Raw genomic sequence first — 15,146 nt, 5'->3', positions numbered from 1 at the left:
ATAGACCGGAGAGAAAAGAAACTTTACTTTTGAGATGTTTCTGGTTCAGGGCCAGCGTCATGGGTGTAATCCAAGATACGGACACCATCGCCTACCTCTTTCTGCACCAGCTCTCGCATACGCTTAGCAAAAGGACAGGGGTAACCAATGGGAGTCCCTTTGCTGATGCAAGAAGCAAAAGCAATGGTGTCAGCGCCCTGTTCTACCAGAGAACGGGCCCGCAGCACCGCTTTTTTTCCGGGGCAGCCGCCGCAGTTGATGAAGCCCACTAACTGAATATCATCCTCTCCCATAAAAGCGCCTTTTCTCTCTCGGATTGTCCGAAAATCCCGGCTTCCGGGGCAGTAATCCTCTGTCTGCATACAACGAATAATGCCAAGTTTCATATTAGTTTCCTCCTTAATTTAGGGCCTGCCATTCAGATTTGGCCGGTCCATTGTCTATTATTATGTAACCAGATTTTCCAACAGCTGGATGGAAATGTCCTCGTAGTAGCGATCCTCTTTAATCATTCACAAAATACGGGGTATAGGTCTCTCCGGTTCTCAGTATAGCTCCGCAAGGAGGTTCTGTATTTCCCGTTCAGAAGAATTTTTCTCCCAAATGGAAGAGTTTCTGAAAATCAATCCGTCATAAACGCTGCAAGAGCGTCCCTTCTAACTTCATGTGATATTGTTCCAGTACATCTTTCAGTGTAATTTCTTGCATTCTTTGTTCCGCTTTTTTTTGAATGTCCAAGTAAAAATCCCGCAGCACCAGTTGAATGTTCACGCCCACGCCACAAGCGGGGTTGGTGTGGATGTCCTGATGGAGCAGGGGCTTGTTGCCCTCTACTGCTCGATAGACATCCAGTAGAGTGATTTTCTCCGGCTCACGAGCCAGAGCAGGTCGGGGATGTCCCTTCACGCTGATCAGCAGTCCACCTTTCCGCAGGGCGGACATGAGCTGGCGCACATAGGCAGGATTTGTCTGAATGCTCTCTGCCAGCTTGTTACTGGTCAGATCGCAGTCTGGGTACAGAGCGATAAAAGCTAGAATATGAACAGCATCGCTAAGGCGGGTTGGATATTTCATGGCCTGATCTCCTTTTTTGTTTTGATGTTATTTTTATTATAACAGCATATTGACAGTGACGCAAGGGGATGCTAAAATAATTTGAAGTAAGAATAAAAATAACACCCATTTGAAAGGAATGGTGACAATGAACTTCTATGATGATCTGGTCATGCAGACCCAGATGAATTATTCCAGACACTATCATATCTATGCTTCCGGCAGTACGCCTTATCAGCTGACTGACAAAAAGCCGCTGCCGTATAGCGAACAGATTAATCGGTTGGTACAGGAGGTAAAGGAAGCTGACTGTGTGGTAGTGGGCGGGGCCTCCGGCCTGTCCGCTGCTGGTGGCGGAGATTTTTACTACGAGGACAGCGACTCCTACCGCAAATACTTCCGACCTTTTGCCGAGAAGTACCACTTCAAAGGTGCTTTTGCAGGGATGATGCACCCATGGAAGACAAGGGAAGAGTATTGGGGGTATCTCGCCACCTTCCTTCACACCACCCAGACCGCACCTGTGCGTCATCCCTATCTGGATCTGGACGCTTTGCTGAAAGGCAAGGACTTCTTCATCCTCACCACTAACCAGGATACCCAGTTTGTCAAACTCTACCCGGAGGAGAAGGTGGCGGAGGTCCAGGGGGATCACCGCTTCCTCCAGTGTGCCGCCTGTTGTACCGATGACACTTGGGATGCGGTAAAGCCGGTGGCTGATATGGTAGCCGCTATGGGGGATGGCACGAAGATTCCTACGGATCTCATTCCCCGGTGCCCCCACTGCGGCGGTGAGGCATTCCCCTGGGTGCGAGGATATGGGAATTTTCTGCAAGGAAAGAAATACGAAGAACAGTACGAAAAAATTTCTCGCTATGTGCTGGAACACAAAGACAGCAAAATTCTGTTTCTGGAACTGGGCGTTGGCCGAATGACTCCCATGTTTATTCAGGAGCCTTTCTGGAACCTGACCCTCAGCTTTCCCCATGCCCGGTATATTGCTGTCAACAACAAGTATGACTTCCTGCCCAAACAGTTGGAGGACAAGGGCATGACCATTGTGGCCGACATTGCTCAAGTGCTACGGGATGCACGAAAACTCTAGCTGCCCTCCGGCAGGTGCGATCCATCGCAGCAACCATAAAATAGAAAGGAGCGAACGAATATGATTGATTGGAACCCTATTGCGGAAAAATTCAGAGAAGCGGACGCTATCCTGATCGGGGCCAGTAACGGCCTGTCCATCACCGAAGGACTGCATTTGTTTGCAGATAATGCAGCCTTTGATGAATTGTTTGGAGATTTCAAACAAAAATACGGCTTACATTGTATTTTGCAGGGAATGATGGCCGGATGGCCCAGCGAGGAGAAAAAATGGGCCTTCTGGGCCCGGCTCATCCATCATTACTGCGGGCAATACCAGCCTACGCCGGTGATGAACGATTTGAAGGCCATTGTGGGAGAGAAGGATTACTTTGTCGTCACATCAAACGGAGAAGGTCACTTTGAACGGTGTGGTTTCGATCCGACGAAAATCTATGAGATTGAGGGCAACTGGTTTACGATGCAGTGTGCCCGCCCCTGCCACGACACCCTCTATTCAAGTTTAGAGGTGGCCGAAAAATTATCGGTTGCGGAACAGGGCGGCCATGTGCCTACAGAGTTGGTGCCGCGTTGTCCCAAGTGCGGAGGTCCCATGGACATCCACATGGGCGCGGGTCAGAGAATGATTCCGGATACCGCTGCCCAGGCACGGTTCCAAAACTTTCTGAAAACCTACCACGGAAAGAAACTGGTGGTTCTAGAGCTGGGCATTGGCTGGCGCAATCAGCTGATCAAGGCCCCGATGATGCGCCTGGTGGCCGGCGAGCCAAACGCCACTTATGTGACCATCAATCTGGGGGAGATCTACATTGCGGACAATATCAAAGAGAAGTCCTTCGGACTGGACGGGCGGCTGGATGAGCTGCTGCCTGCTCTCCGGGAGGCGTGCGAGGCATGAAGTTTGTGGGGACCATAATCATCTATGCCTATTTGCAGGCGGTGGGAGCTATCAACTCTCATGAATCAATTTGCTTTCTGAATCCTTTGCAGCAGTAGAAAATGCAGAAAATAAAACGCCGGGAAGTTGACTCAAATTGTCAATGCCTCCCGGCTTTTTACCGGGTACTGGAATGTGCCGATAAAAGCTGCATTTTGCCCAAACAGAAGAACCCTTTTCCCGAATAGCAGGATATGGGTTCAAAGCGTTGACGAGGACGGTTTTCCTGCGTATGATGAAGATACAATTAAACGATGATTTAATTGTTCTGACAACAGGAACAAATTAAGAGAGGAGATTTTCAAAATGAAAAAGACTTACAAAATCGATGTGGATTGCGCTAACTGCGCCAACCTGATGGAAGATGCCGCCCGCAAGACCAGCGGCGTACAGAGTGCTACGGTGAACTTTATGACCCTCAAGATGAACGTGGAGTTCGAGGAAGATCAGGATCCCAAGGCTGTTATGCAGGAGGTTCGCAAAGCCTGCAAGAAGGTGGAACCCGACTGCGAGATATTTCTGTAAGCCAGCGAAACGAAATGCCCTGTCGAGCGGCAGCTTGCAGGGCATTTTTTCTCTTAGATAAATAAACGAATAAGCAATTGTGAAAGGGGTAAAACGAAATGCAGGAGTATATCATCAACGGTCTGCTGATCGTGGTGGCTCTGCTGGCCGTGATCCTTCAGATCATCGGCATGCGGCCCTCCGCCGGTATGACCAAAAAACAAAAAGTGATGTTGTGGCGGATTCTGACTGCTACGGTTCTACTGTTAATTTTGCAGGTCCTGGGCGCAGGCGCATTTGAAGTGTTTGGCTCGGCAGGCCGCTGGGTACGTCTGGCTGTGTTCCTGGTGGATTATCTGGTTATTGGCTACGACATTCTGAAAAAAGCCGGAAAAGGTATCCGTAACGGTCAGGTGTTCGATGAGCACTTTCTGATGGCGGTGGCTACGCTGGGGGCTCTGGCACTGGCTGTATATGAAAACGGCGACTATCTGGAGGCCATTGCGGTGATGCTGTTCTACCAGGTGGGCGAATGGTTCCAGTCCTACGCTGTGGGCAAGAGCCGCCGGAACATCAGTGATCTGATGGACATCCGTCCTGATTATGCCAATATCGAACGGGAGGGAAAACTGGAACAGGTAGACCCGGACGAAGTGGGTATCGGCACCATTATTGTGGTACAGCCCGGTGAGAAAGTTCCTATTGACGGTACCGTAGTGCAGGGAGAATCCACTTTGAACACTGCCGCTCTCACTGGTGAAAGTTTGCCCCGTGAGGTCAAGACTGGCGATGAGATCATCTCCGGTTGTATCAACATGACAGGTTTGCTCCATATTCAGACAACCAAGGAATTTGGCGAGTCCACTGTCTCCAGGATTCTGGATCTGGTGGAGAACGCCTCCTCCCGGAAGTCCAAGTCGGAGGACTTCATTTCCCGCTTTGCCAAGATCTACACTCCTGCGGTGTGCTATGCCGCGCTGGCGCTGGCTGTATTGCCGCCGCTGGTACGGATGTTTGCCATGGGGCTGGATGCAGGCTGGGAGACCTGGATCTATCGTGCGCTGACCTTCCTCGTTGCCAGTTGCCCCTGCGCTTTGGTCATTTCCATTCCTTTGTCCTTCTTTGCAGGAATTGGCGGAGCCAGTAAGGCGGGCGTTCTGGTGAAGGGGTCCAACTATCTGGAGACCCTGTCACAGGCTAAGATCGTGGTCTTTGACAAGACCGGTACTCTGACCCAGGGCGTGTTCGAGGTCAACGCCATCCACCACAACGAGATGGACGAACGCAAGCTGGTGGAGTACGCGGCCCTGGCAGAGAGCGCTTCCAGTCATCCCATCAGCAAGAGCTTACAGAAAGCCTATGGCATGGAAATTGACCGCAGCCGTGTAACCAATATTCAGGAGCTCAGCGGCAACGGTGTCATCGCCACAGTGGATGATCATCAGGTCGCGGCTGGAAACGACAAGCTCATGAATCGTCTGGGGGTCCAGGCTATTCCGTGCCACAGCGTAGGCACCATTATTCACATGGCGATTGACGGGAAATATGCCGGGCACATTGTTATTTCCGATATCGTGAAGCCTCACTCCAAGGAAGCCATTCAGACATTAAAGTCGGCTGGGGTTCGCAAGACTGTGATGCTTACTGGTGACGCCAAGAAGGTGGCTGATAGTGTAGCCTCCGCACTGGGGCTGGATGAGGTTTACAGTGAACTGCTTCCTGCCGACAAGGTGGAGAAAGTGGAGCAGTTGATTCAGAACAAGCCGGAGAAAGAAAAACTGGCTTTTGTGGGAGATGGCATCAACGATGCCCCGGTGCTTCGCCGGGCAGACATCGGCATTGCTATGGGCGCTATGGGTTCTGACGCTGCCATTGAAGCTGCGGATGTAGTACTGATGGATGACGATCCAATGCAAATTTCCAAAGCAATCAAAATCTCACGCAAGTGCCTTGGCATCGTCTATCAGAACATCGTGGTGGCCATCGGCGTAAAACTGGTCTGCCTCGTGCTGGTCGCTCTGGGCTTCGCCAATATGTGGCTGGCCGTGTTTGCGGATGTGGGCGTGATGATTATAGCCGTCCTCAACGCTATCCGGGCACTGTTTGTGAAAAATCTTTAAAGTTCAGAAATAAACAAAAACAAAAGGGGGGACCCTTCCCGCATGAAGGCTTTATTTTAAATTGGTCCCTCAGAAGCATGTGTCAGTGAAGTTGCAGACAAACTGAATAGGTCAGAGTCCGCTGTTTCTCACCATATCCGTATTTTACGCATGAAAGGTTTGGTTCGCTGGCGCAGGAGTGGAAAGGCTATTTACTATGTTCTAAAACGCTTATTTTCACTACGCATTATCCAGAACTGCTGGATGAATATGACCGAAATGACGGAATTTGTATTGTAAGAAATCGTAATGGCATTACAGCATAAAATTTGAGCTATGCGGTGAATTTGCGGCAGTAGAGACCTTGGCAAGGATATGTAAAACGTATAAAGAAAAATACCCACTGATTCAGATTGAACTTCATACCGCAACAGCAGATACGGTTTATGAGATGATGAAAAAAGGACTTGTAGATAGAATTCAATATAAGCATTAGACATAATAAAATAATGGGTATAAAATAGATGTATAAGAGAAATTCAAATCTTATACATCTATTTTTATACAAGAAATTTGCAAAGAAAGGGGCTTTTTATTATGAGTAAAAAATTAGTGGCATTTTTCAGTGCAAGCGGAACAACAAAAAAAGTAGCAGAGATGATTGCAGAGGAAGCAAAAGCTGATTTATTTGAGATTGAGCCAAAAGTTCCATATACAAAGGCTGATCTTGACTGGATGGATAAAAAATCTCGGAGCAGTGTGGAAATGAGTGATAAGAAATACAGACCGGAGATTATGAAGAAAGAGATAGATATGAGCTCTTATGATGAAATCCTTCTGGGATTCCCTATCTGGTGGTATGTAGCTCCAACAATTATCAATACATTTTTGGAAGCCTATGATTTCAGCGGTAAAAAGATCGTTCTTTTTGCAACATCCGGTGGAAGTGGATTCGGTAATACTGTAAAAGAATTGCAGCCATCCGCACCAGAGGCTGTTATCACAGAAGGCAGTCTGTTAAACCGCGGAACAAAACAGAAAGTCAGTGAGTGGGTAAATTCTTTATAAACAGCAGTGTTATGGAAGTATACAGAATATGGAAAAAATGGTACAGACAGCAGGAAGAAATGCGCTTGGCGAATTTGCGCCGGAGTTTGCACATTTTAACGAAAGGGCATAATTTTTTCATTCGTTCTTGACAAGTAACCATTCGGTAACTATAATGTAGTTACCGAATGGTTACTTTGATAAAGGAGATAATTATGGCAGAGGGTACAAAGGAACGGATTTTGAGAACAGCACTGGAACTGTTTGCGCAGAACGGCTATCTGGGGACATCTATGAATGATATTGCAGGGCAGTTGGGAATTACGAAAGCTGCTTTATATAAGCACTATGCCAGCAAACAGGAAATCTTAGATAAGATCGTGGAGCGAATGAACAAGATGGACTATGAGCGCGCTGAGGCGTATGAAATGCCGGAAACGGAACCAGACGGCTTTGCGGAAGCATATCTGCATACACCAATTCAAAAAATTCGCACATACAGCCTTGCCCAGTTTGACCATTGGACAAAGGAGCCGTTTTCCTCCAATTTCCGTAAAATGCTGACGCTGGAGCAATACCGTGATTCCAAGCTTGCACAGCTTCACCACGACTATCTGGCGGGCGGTCCTCTGGAGTATATGGCAGCCATCTTCCGCAAATTGGCAGATTCTGATGAGGAGGCTATGCAGCTGGCGTTGGAATTCTATGGGCCAATGTATCTTCTATACAGTGTCTACGACGGTGCGGAGGAAAAAGAATCGGTTTCTTCCTTATTGGCGACACACATTGATCGCTTTATTGCCAAGGTTGAGGCTGGTTACAGATCAGAAGCTGCCGGGACAGCTGTTTTAAGCAGGAGGAATAACGGATGAACTATATTCGGATCACCAAAGACAATATTGACAAGGAACATATCTGCTGCGCCATGTCCGGTAAGCAGAGTGTTGTAAAAAAGGAATGGCTGCGGCAGCGCTTTGATGATGGACTTGTTTTCTATCGCAGTGAGGAACGCGGTAAATGCTTTATTGAATACATTCCGGCTGAAAACGCCTGGGTGCCGATTGCGGCAGATGGTTATCTTTACATTAACTGTCTATGGGTATCCGGCTCCATGAAGGGACGCGGATACTCAAATGATCTGCTGGAGGCGTGTATCTGTGATGCCAGGGTGCAGGGAAAGAAAGGTATTTGCATTTTGTGCGCGGAGGGCCGAAAGCGGGAATTCCTCGCTGACCCGAAATTCCTTACTTATAAGGGTTTCCGTGTGGCAGACATATCCGACTGCGGGATCAATCTTATGTATCTTTCCATTGAATCGGGGGCACAACCGCCGTATTTCAAGGAATGTGCGAAACATCCGGTGATTGAAGAAGCAGGTTTTGTTCTTTATTACACCGATCAATGCCCATATACCTATTATTGGGTACCAAAGGTGCAGGAGGCGGCAAAGGAACATGGTATCCCGTTCAATGCCATCCACATCACTGACAAAGAATCAGCACAGAATGTACCTGCACCGGTCACGACTTATGCACTGTTTCGGGACGGTCAGTTTCTGACACAGAGTATCCAGTCAGATAAAAAATTCCTGGCGCTGGCAGGTTTACAAAATTGATTTTACTCCGCTATTTTTGTGTCGCTTTTGAGTCGCAACATAAACGCTCCGCAAGGATGCGAAGCATCGTCACGCTTCTGTTTGTCGAACTTTACGGAGATATTGGTGCGATCACCCCAAAGGGTGTTGCGAAGGATACCCCTGAACGCTTTGCGTTGTTCAGTGCTCCGTTTATTCGCCTCTGGATTTGGGTCCTGACACCGTTGTAATACACAATAAAGCTATCGCGCGATTCACAAGGAGTGAGTATAAAGCCCTGCAAAAGTGCTTTCGGATTTAAAAAAGGGATTCCGATACTGACAGAAAGGAAAAACATGGAGAAAAAATTGCAAAATCTAACCTCTAACAAAAATGAAACACCCGCACCGCAGGGAGGCAAATGGCCGGACGAGACGATCATTCGCTATATCATCCGTGCTTTTTTGCTGCTTATTGTATTCGCATGGGCGCTGGTAAACCTTGACGCTGTTTTGTGTTTTCTCGGCAAGGTGCTTGCACTGTTCACTCCGTTTCTGATCGGCGGCGCGATTGCTTTTTTGATCAACGTAGTTCTTCGACCGATGGAATGCTGCTGGAACAAGGCGTGCCGCAAAGCTCCTGCAAAGCTGACTCGCCCCGTGTGCCTGACAGCAAGCACCGTGCTTATCCTTGGAATTCTATTTGCTGTGGTGTTTATGATGCTCCCCAGCTTGCGGGAATCCGGCGATGAGTTTATCCAAAACATTCCGGTCTATGTGGAGGAAATCGGGCGGTGGTGGGCTGGCGTTGTCCAGTTTGCTGCAAAATATAACATTGTCCTGCCCGAATATGTCATAGACTCTGACCTGTTGATTGAGAAGGTCACCGCCTTGATCAGTGACGAGAAAAGCGGGATTCTCACCGTGACATGGGGCGCGGCAACCTCTGTCCTGTCGGTTATTGTAGATGTTCTCTTGGGGCTTGTTTTTGCACTTTATTTGCTTGCAAAGAAGGAGGTCGTCGCGGCACATTTGAAAAAACTCATTGTGACAGTCCTTCCGCAAAAGACGGCGCAGCAGCTTCTTAGTATTGCCGCGCTGACCAATCAGACCTTCACAAATTTTGTCAGCGGGCAGCTTACCGAAGCGGTTATCATCGGTGTTCTGTGCTTCTTTGGAATGCTGATTCTTGGGATTCCGTATGCCGGTGCTGTCTCCGCGTTTGTGGCCGTCACTGCGCTGATGCCGATTTTTGGCGCATGGATTGGCGGCGGCTTTGGTGCGTTTTTAATTCTGCTGGCAGAACCTGGCAAGGCTCTGTGGTTCATTCTCTTTCTGGTCGTTTTGCAGCAGGTGGAGGGCAATCTGATTTATCCCAAGGTGGTCGGCAAGTCCGTCGGACTTCCTGGACTGCTTGTGCTGATGGCTGTTACGATTGGCGGCGAAGCATTTGGCATCTTAGGGATGCTGTTCAGCGTTCCCGTCTGCGCCGTGCTGTTCAGCCTTTATCTGGAGTTCATGAAGAAAGCAAGCACCCTTTAAGTTGTGGTCTATTCAACAAAGACCACGGCAATTATCGAGCATATTATTTACGATGAGATGGATGACCATTACGGCGCAGAGCTGGAATATCCCTGGAATGACTGGAAAGCTGTGCTGAGGCGCAACGACAATAATAAATGGTATGGTGTGGTTCTGAAAGTATCTGCTGATAAGTTGGGGGAGTCGGAAGCAGCCGGCATTGATCTAGGGCTGCCGTTCGAGGAAAAACGAAGGGTTTTCGAGGGAGGCAAGTCAAATGGAAGACGTTCGACTTGAATTATTCATTAGTTCTTGATAAGTAACCATTCGGTAATCATAGCGTAGTTATCGAATGGTTACTTTAATGAAGAAAATAATTATGGCAGAAGGCACAAAGAAACGGATTTTGAGAACAGCACTGGAACTGTTTGCGCATACGTGCCCAGTAAAGGATAGAGTTGTATCTTAACCTGAGTATAGTTATAATACAATTATGACAGTTGCTTTCCCGGGATTATCAATGACGGAAATGATGTATGACGATGATAGGCAGCAGGGAATTTCCTGGGTATAAAAAAGCTTGCGAAGCTAATGAGAAGGGATGACATCATGGGACATTTTTATTTTGTAAGACACGGACAGACTGTGTGGAATGTGGAGAATAAAATTTGCGGAGCAACAGACAGTCCGTTGACGGAGCATGGACGGCAGCAGGCGGCTGAAACCGGGAAAAATATTGTAGAAAGCGGAATCAAGGCAGATGAAATTCTCTATTCACCCCTTAGCCGTGCAGCAGATACAGCAAAAATTATTTCTGAAATGAGCGGGATTCCCTGCAGGGAAGAACCAAGACTCATAGAGCAGAACTTTGGAAAATGGGAGTCTACGCCGAGAGACGGCAAAGAGTTTAAGAAGGCGAAAGAGTCCTTTGCCTGCCGATATGAAGGGGGAGAATCCATGCTGCAGCTTGCACAGCGTATCTATAATCTGCTGGATGAGATAAAACAGGAGTCTGACCATAAGACATACATTCTGGTGGCACACAATGGAATTTCAAGGATGATTCAGTCGTATTTTACGGATATGACCAATGAAGAATTTGCATCCTTTGGCGTAAAAAACTGCCAGGTGGTGCGGTATGACTTCTAATCTGGAGCGAGGGGGGCAGTAAAGCTTACCGGGAAGCAACGGGAGAGTAAAAATCACGTAACTGTGAAGGTACTGAACGGTTACAAAATTACAAACGCAAGGAGGAGAGATGAATCCAAATAAAAAGGAGGATGCGAGCTACCTGCAGACGGTTGGCCGTGCCCTAACTATTTTAGAAATGTTCAGACAGCAGAATACACTGTCTCTGCCGTCGATTGCCAGGGAGCTGGGGGTGGGAAAAACCATCGCCTATCGATTGGTACATACTTTGACCGAAGAGGGATTCTTAATACAGGATCCTTTTACGAAACAGTACTCTTTGGGAGAGCAGGTGCTGATATTGGGATTTTGTGCGGTGCATAGGCTGGATGTTAAACGAATTGCTCACGATTTTCTTTGGAATTTCCATGAGCGCACCAAGATCAGCACTTATCTTACTATTCCGTGTGGGAATCAGAGTTTGTGTGTGGATCGTGTGGTTTCAGATAATACTGGGCGTTTGAGTTCAGTGTTTGTGGGGGGAGTATACCCGTTGTTTCGTGGGGCAAGCAATCGAGTATTACTGGCATTTGCTTCGCCTCAATTTCAAAGCAACTATCTCAATAGCTTAGAGTTGGCAGAAGAGGAGAAGACTCAGCTGAAGGAGGATTTGAAAGCTGCTCGAGCTCGTGGATATGATATTACTCATAACAGGCTGACAGAGGGACTGTTTGCCGTCGGATTTCCTATCTATAACTCAGCTAACCAGCTAGTGGCTGGTCTGAGTGTAGGGGGAGTATATGATTTGGAACGACCAGACGCTGTGGAGAAATATATTCAGCAGGGGCGTCAACTGGCTGTTGAGATCAATAATCAAATGGGCTCAAACTATTACAGTAGAATATCTGATTGATTTGTTGAGATGCAAAGAAGAATGATAATATGAGAAATTCGGACAGAAGAAATACTCTTTTGTCTGGGTTTCTTTTTTTATTGCTAAAAATATTGACATAAAATTAATCTGTTAGAAAATGATGTAATATATTGACAAGACTCTGACAAGATGCTAATATAAAAACATAATTCCTATCTAAGCAACGATGTTCCTATAATAGGAATCTCAAACAAATGAACGATAGAAAGGAGCGTGAGAATCATGAAATACAAAGGTGCTGCAATCCAATATGACTGCCATTTTATGGATAAAGAGAAAAACTTGGCTGCTCTGACGAACTTGGTGCGTCAGGCAGCAGCTCAAGGGGCGAAGCTCATTGTCCTGCCAGAAATGTGTGCGACTGGATACTATTTTGATAGCATGGAACAGGCGGCCGAGATGGCAGAGCCCATAGCAAATGGGCAAACGGTACGATTATTGGAGAATTTAGCAAAGGAGTTAGATTGCTATTTGGTTGCAGGACTTCCTGAGTCGGATGGAGAGAGGTTGTACAATTCAGCGGTTCTTATAGGACCGGAGGGGCTGATTGGCCGACATCGGAAAATGCACCATTATGTTCCTGATAGTACATGGGCTAAAACGGGAGATGAACCGGTAAAGGTGTTTAATACTCCTATTGGAAATATAGGCATACAGATTTGTATGGATCTAAGTTATCCGGAAGGACCTAGGTTAAGCAGGCTTATGGGAGCACAGGTTTTGTGTTCGCCTATGAACTGGAACGAGCCATCTATCCCTTCATCTATCTGGCTGACACGTGCTAAGGAAAACGGTATGTATGTGATTGCTTCTAATCGACACGGAAATGAAAAAGGATTCGATTTCTGCGGCGGAAGCGGGATTATTGATCCAGAGGGCAGAGTAGTGGCGTGTCATCCTTATGGAGATGGAATTGCTATGGCTGAGATTGATTTAGAGATGAAGCCGGATCGAAGCGAGATTCCTTTACGCCGCCCGAAGCTCTACCGTGAACTTCAGTTACAGCGTTATCCATGGTATCAGAGCCAGTATTACCAAGCATATGCTACGGAGCCATTGCTTGAGGGAAAGCAATTTTCAACGGCGGTATGCAGCATGAAACCGGAGAATCGGGAAGAAGGGTTTATGGCTGTAAAGCAGGCTATCAGTCAAGCTGGGAAGCAAGGAGAGCGCTTGCTGGTTCTGCCAGAACTGGTGCTTGGAGGTGTACCTGATGACTTGCAGCAAGCACAGTGCGTGGCCATTCGAGAGGATGATCCGGTGTGGAAAGAACTATCTTCTCTAGTCATGGAGAATCATGTGGATGTGATTCTGGGCTTTGTATTAGAAGAAAACGGGAAGCTATGGAATGCAGCAGCATGCTTGTGCGAGGATGGTTCTCGACATTACTATCGGAAGAGTCATCTGACTGAGAGGGAAGCACAGTGGGCGGAAGCAGGAGACCGTGCCGGACTGGTCCTTGATCGCCCTTATGGCAGAATCGGTGTACTGTTAGGCAACGAAATTTTTATTACGGAAGTACCTCGATTGCTGGCCAATAGCGGATGCGATATTTTAGCTGTTCCAGCGGTGGAAAATCCGTCGTGCCCTCCTGGTATTCCAGAGGTTCAACAGGAGGTGGAACATTATCATCTTGCTAGGGTAAGGGCTAATGAAAATAGTACATACGCAGTCTTTGCGGCTCAAAAAGGAGTGAGCGGCATATTTGGTCCAGATATGTTCCTAGTACCGCGGAATGAAGTGGTGCTCAACGAGAGCGGATTTGCAGATATGACAATGGATACTCGATTTATATTGTCAGATGAAAGTGGATGTCCAGCGATAAACCTGGTTCGAGAAAAGCCAATGCTTGGAACCAGACATACTACATGGTATGACAAGTTGATAGAAGAAACGGATTGTGTGCTTTAAAAGAAGGGAGAGCCATATGAGCGATAAAAAACATGATGTGAATGCTGTGACAACTGAGCCTAACGTGGAAGATCAGGATTATATTTATACTCCGGTTCCTCAAAATAAGCGGTACGGATGGATTAAGATGTTTTTCGTCTGGTTATGTTGGAATGTAGTAGTAGGAGACCTGGCTACAGGTACGGCGTTAGGATCCAGCATGAAGTTTCGGGATGCTCTTATTGCCCTGTCAATCGGCGATATTATATTAGTGGCGGTCATGATTATGACTGTGTATATCGGTTCAAAAACCGGATTGGCAGCAATGTCATTGATTCGGTTTACCGTAGGTCGGGTAGGAACTTATATTTTCTCGGCGATTATCTGTGTGACCTCAGTGGGTTGGTTTGCCACCCAGTTGGGCTTCTTTGGGCAGATTTGGTCTCAGTATATTCCGATAAGCGTACCGATCCTGGCAGTGCTGGGCGGAATTATGATGGCATCTACAGCGATTAAGGGATTTAAGGGAATGGAGAAGTTAAGCACATTTGCAGCGATTCCGTTGCTTCTGTTTATTGTTTTGGCACTGGTTAACTGTGTAAGATTGATTGGCGTAGATTCTTTGTTCTCTTATAGCCCTGCGGGAAGTCAGATTGGCACCATGGCTACTGGCGTTACCACAGTTATTGGCAGCTGGGCAGCCGGAATGGCTACTGTTCCCGACTGCGGTCGATTTGCAAAGACGGATATCATAAAGATCTCTATCGTTTGGATCGCTGGTCTCTTCTTTGGTCATTTCCTGCTTCCAATTGCTGGTATTGCAGCTGCTCTGCATCTGGAAACATGGGATTTCGGAGTAGTATCTGATTACATTGGCGTACTGGCAACTGGTTCGGGAATCATTGGTGCTCTGCTTATTACTTTAGCTGCATGGACAACTAACCAGCAGAACCTGTACTCTGCATCCAATGCGACATGCAACATTATTGAAGTGAAGAAAAAAAGTACTGTTACCATTGTTCTGGGCGCGATCGGAATTGCTTTAGGTTTCTGTGGTGTGGTGGACTACTTTGTGCCGTATATGACATGGCTTGGTATTGTAATCCCGCCAATGGCTGCAGTTATGGTGGCTGATTATTTGGTACTGCCTTTGTTTGGAGTAAAACATAATTATAATTATAATGACATTTCGTACGAAAACCTTCCACTTATCAAGTGGCCTTCCGTTCTGGCTTGGGGATGTGGTGTAGCAGTTGCTATTTTCTCTCCGGGCATTCAGGCTATTAATGGTATGGTAGCTACGGTTGTGCTGCATGTGGTGTTTAATCTGGTGGCAAATAAGAAGAATTAAGGTGGA

Annotated in this window: 17 protein-coding genes and 2 pseudogenes; 17 read left to right on the top strand and 2 right to left on the bottom strand. The window is 47.1% G+C overall.

What is annotated here, in order from left to right; genetic code table 11:
• Nucleotides 1-23: 23 nt before the first annotated feature.
• Both PG862_RS00745 and PG862_RS00740 read right to left on the bottom strand, forming a co-directional pair.
• A complete protein-coding gene (locus PG862_RS00745) occupies nt 24-386 on the bottom strand; it encodes a CGGC domain-containing protein (protein ID WP_107000739.1) in 363 nt (120 codons plus the stop codon).
• A 244-nt stretch (nt 387-630) separates the two neighbouring features.
• The gene (locus PG862_RS00740; RefSeq protein WP_117796831.1) at nt 631-1,074 is read right to left on the bottom strand and encodes an Rrf2 family transcriptional regulator; all 444 of its coding nucleotides are present in this window, start codon (nt 1,072-1,074) and stop codon (nt 631-633) included.
• A gap of 127 nt (nt 1,075-1,201) precedes the next feature.
• Between PG862_RS00740 and PG862_RS00735 the strand changes: the two genes are divergently transcribed.
• The 17 genes and pseudogenes from PG862_RS00735 to PG862_RS00655 all read left to right on the top strand — a co-directional run bounded on the left by PG862_RS00735 (nt 1,202) and on the right by PG862_RS00655 (nt 15,140).
• The gene (locus tag PG862_RS00735; protein ID WP_270231197.1) at nt 1,202-2,158 is read left to right on the top strand and encodes an SIR2 family NAD-dependent protein deacylase; all 957 of its coding nucleotides are present in this window, start codon (nt 1,202-1,204) and stop codon (nt 2,156-2,158) included.
• A gap of 60 nt (nt 2,159-2,218) precedes the next feature.
• Nucleotides 2,219-3,055 carry an SIR2 family NAD-dependent protein deacylase gene (locus tag PG862_RS00730; protein WP_270706205.1) on the top strand — a complete coding sequence of 279 codons (837 nt, stop codon included), beginning with the start codon at nt 2,219-2,221 and terminating at the stop codon, nt 3,053-3,055.
• A pseudogene (locus tag PG862_RS00725) lies at nt 3,046-3,153 on the top strand (DNA-3-methyladenine glycosylase I); the annotation flags it as partial. The gene PG862_RS00730 and the pseudogene PG862_RS00725, both read left to right, overlap by 10 nt.
• Nucleotides 3,154-3,400: 247 nt before the next feature.
• The gene (locus PG862_RS00720) at nt 3,401-3,619 is read left to right on the top strand and encodes a cation transporter (RefSeq protein WP_107000734.1); all 219 of its coding nucleotides are present in this window, start codon (nt 3,401-3,403) and stop codon (nt 3,617-3,619) included.
• A gap of 98 nt (nt 3,620-3,717) precedes the next feature.
• Complete coding sequence (locus PG862_RS00715; protein WP_333563175.1) at nt 3,718-5,718, top strand: heavy metal translocating P-type ATPase; 2,001 nt, start codon at nt 3,718-3,720, stop codon at nt 5,716-5,718.
• Between the two features lie 60 nt (nt 5,719-5,778).
• On the top strand, nt 5,779-5,997 hold the full coding sequence (locus tag PG862_RS14410; protein ID WP_408639985.1) for an ArsR/SmtB family transcription factor: 219 nt from the start codon (nt 5,779-5,781) through the stop codon (nt 5,995-5,997).
• Nucleotides 5,998-6,034: 37 nt separating this feature from the next.
• Nucleotides 6,035-6,172 (top strand): annotated as a pseudogene (locus PG862_RS00710) (LysR family transcriptional regulator); the annotation flags it as partial.
• Between the two features lie 122 nt (nt 6,173-6,294).
• Nucleotides 6,295-6,765 carry a flavodoxin gene (locus PG862_RS00705; protein WP_107000731.1) on the top strand — a complete coding sequence of 157 codons (471 nt, stop codon included), beginning with the start codon at nt 6,295-6,297 and terminating at the stop codon, nt 6,763-6,765.
• 194 nt (nt 6,766-6,959) lie between these two features.
• Nucleotides 6,960-7,616, top strand: a complete 657-nt coding sequence (locus PG862_RS00695) for a TetR/AcrR family transcriptional regulator (RefSeq protein WP_107000730.1) — start codon at nt 6,960-6,962, stop codon at nt 7,614-7,616.
• On the top strand, nt 7,613-8,359 hold the full coding sequence (locus PG862_RS00690) for a YoaP domain-containing protein (RefSeq protein ID WP_270706204.1): 747 nt from the start codon (nt 7,613-7,615) through the stop codon (nt 8,357-8,359). Before PG862_RS00695 ends, PG862_RS00690 begins: the two co-directional genes overlap by 4 nt.
• A gap of 56 nt (nt 8,360-8,415) precedes the next feature.
• On the top strand, nt 8,416-8,568 hold the full coding sequence (locus PG862_RS14405) for a CNNM domain-containing protein (protein ID WP_243017127.1): 153 nt from the start codon (nt 8,416-8,418) through the stop codon (nt 8,566-8,568).
• A 105-nt stretch (nt 8,569-8,673) separates the two neighbouring features.
• Entirely contained in the window at nt 8,674-9,858 is a 1,185-nt protein-coding gene (locus PG862_RS00680; RefSeq protein ID WP_270706202.1) for an AI-2E family transporter, read from the top strand.
• A gap of 3 nt (nt 9,859-9,861) precedes the next feature.
• Complete coding sequence (locus tag PG862_RS00675; protein WP_243022403.1) at nt 9,862-10,134, top strand: hypothetical protein; 273 nt, start codon at nt 9,862-9,864, stop codon at nt 10,132-10,134.
• A 312-nt stretch (nt 10,135-10,446) separates the two neighbouring features.
• Nucleotides 10,447-10,986, top strand: coding sequence for a histidine phosphatase family protein (locus PG862_RS00670; RefSeq protein ID WP_117796838.1), 540 nt, complete (start codon nt 10,447-10,449; stop codon nt 10,984-10,986).
• Between the two features lie 109 nt (nt 10,987-11,095).
• Nucleotides 11,096-11,878 carry an IclR family transcriptional regulator gene (locus PG862_RS00665; RefSeq protein ID WP_118471480.1) on the top strand — a complete coding sequence of 261 codons (783 nt, stop codon included), beginning with the start codon at nt 11,096-11,098 and terminating at the stop codon, nt 11,876-11,878.
• Between the two features lie 243 nt (nt 11,879-12,121).
• Entirely contained in the window at nt 12,122-13,810 is a 1,689-nt protein-coding gene (locus PG862_RS00660) for a nitrilase-related carbon-nitrogen hydrolase (protein ID WP_118637816.1), read from the top strand.
• A gap of 16 nt (nt 13,811-13,826) precedes the next feature.
• The gene (locus PG862_RS00655) at nt 13,827-15,140 is read left to right on the top strand and encodes a cytosine permease (protein ID WP_270252219.1); all 1,314 of its coding nucleotides are present in this window, start codon (nt 13,827-13,829) and stop codon (nt 15,138-15,140) included.
• The last annotated feature ends 6 nt before the right edge of the window (nt 15,141-15,146 follow it).

Source organism: Clostridium fessum (assembly GCF_027698965.1).
GTDB classification, from domain to species: domain Bacteria; phylum Bacillota; class Clostridia; order Lachnospirales; family Lachnospiraceae; genus Otoolea; species Otoolea fessa.
Note: the sequence above shows the minus strand (reverse complement) of the source record. Positions and strands in the feature narration are given on the sequence as shown.

Bases quoted from the DNA above. Each gene is read 5' to 3' on its own strand.
- PG862_RS00745 (WP_107000739.1), bottom strand. From the start codon at position 386: ATGAAACTTGGCATTATTCGTTGTATGCAGACAGAGGATTACTGCCCC.
- PG862_RS00740 (WP_117796831.1), bottom strand. From the start codon at position 1,074: ATGAAATATCCAACCCGCCTTAGCGATGCTGTTCATATTCTAGCTTTT.
- PG862_RS00735 (WP_270231197.1), top strand. From the start codon at position 1,202: ATGAACTTCTATGATGATCTGGTCATGCAGACCCAGATGAATTATTCC.
- PG862_RS00730 (WP_270706205.1), top strand. From the start codon at position 2,219: ATGATTGATTGGAACCCTATTGCGGAAAAATTCAGAGAAGCGGACGCT.
- PG862_RS00720 (WP_107000734.1), top strand. From the start codon at position 3,401: ATGAAAAAGACTTACAAAATCGATGTGGATTGCGCTAACTGCGCCAAC.
- PG862_RS00715 (WP_333563175.1), top strand. From the start codon at position 3,718: ATGCAGGAGTATATCATCAACGGTCTGCTGATCGTGGTGGCTCTGCTG.
- PG862_RS00705 (WP_107000731.1), top strand. From the start codon at position 6,295: ATGAGTAAAAAATTAGTGGCATTTTTCAGTGCAAGCGGAACAACAAAA.
- PG862_RS00695 (WP_107000730.1), top strand. From the start codon at position 6,960: ATGGCAGAGGGTACAAAGGAACGGATTTTGAGAACAGCACTGGAACTG.
- PG862_RS00690 (WP_270706204.1), top strand. From the start codon at position 7,613: ATGAACTATATTCGGATCACCAAAGACAATATTGACAAGGAACATATC.
- PG862_RS14405 (WP_243017127.1), top strand. From the start codon at position 8,416: ATGCGAAGCATCGTCACGCTTCTGTTTGTCGAACTTTACGGAGATATT.
- PG862_RS00680 (WP_270706202.1), top strand. From the start codon at position 8,674: ATGGAGAAAAAATTGCAAAATCTAACCTCTAACAAAAATGAAACACCC.
- PG862_RS00670 (WP_117796838.1), top strand. From the start codon at position 10,447: ATGGGACATTTTTATTTTGTAAGACACGGACAGACTGTGTGGAATGTG.
- PG862_RS00665 (WP_118471480.1), top strand. From the start codon at position 11,096: ATGAATCCAAATAAAAAGGAGGATGCGAGCTACCTGCAGACGGTTGGC.
- PG862_RS00660 (WP_118637816.1), top strand. From the start codon at position 12,122: ATGAAATACAAAGGTGCTGCAATCCAATATGACTGCCATTTTATGGAT.
- PG862_RS00655 (WP_270252219.1), top strand. From the start codon at position 13,827: ATGAGCGATAAAAAACATGATGTGAATGCTGTGACAACTGAGCCTAAC.